1 protein-coding gene is annotated in these 522 nt (G+C 71.1%); it reads left to right on the top strand.

Annotation, left to right across the window (positions count from 1 at the left end; genetic code table 11):
• Positions 1-98: 98 nt before the first annotated feature.
• Positions 99-522, top strand: a 424-nt coding sequence (locus FJV41_RS49960; RefSeq protein WP_141649591.1) for a hypothetical protein, incomplete at its 3' end; no start/stop codon positions are given.

Genomic DNA, 522 nt, shown 5'->3' with positions numbered 1-522 from the left:
CCTACGAGGCGCTGCGACAGGTGTGTTTCACCGGGGCGGGCAGGCGGGCACCCTCGGCAAGTTGAGGGGCGGTGAGGAGGGACTACACTGCGGCGAGGATGATTCCGTCGCAGGCCGCCGAAGCGCTGTATTCCGCCCACAAGTCCCGAGCCACGGGATGGCTGACCTTGTCCGCAGGAGGGCGTGAGTCGCGGTTGATGCTGCGCGAGGGTGACCTCGTGGGGACGCGGCTGGGGTTTGGGTATCAGAGTCCGGCGCAGGCGCTGTTGCAGAGTGGCCTGTTGAGCGCGGAGGCGCTGGATGCGCTGTGGGCGCGGGGTGGTGCGGGCGCCGCGGACGAGGAGTTGTTGGAGGAGCACGGGCTGGAGCGGGACGCGGTGGTGGAGCAGCAGGTGCTTGCCCACGTGCGGCGGTTGAGTGAGCTGGCCGAGCGCGCGGCCTTCGAGCCTGGGAGCGTGGAGGCGGAGTTCGAGCCCATCTCCGGGGTGAGGGTGGTGCGGGCGGCGCTGGAGCGGCCGGGGG

This window comes from Myxococcus llanfairpwllgwyngyllgogerychwyrndrobwllllantysiliogogogochensis, assembly GCF_006636215.1.
GTDB lineage: Bacteria > Myxococcota > Myxococcia > Myxococcales > Myxococcaceae > Myxococcus > Myxococcus llanfairpwllgwyngyllgogerychwyrndrobwllllantysiliogogogochensis.
Note: the sequence above shows the minus strand (reverse complement) of the source record. Positions and strands in the feature narration are given on the sequence as shown.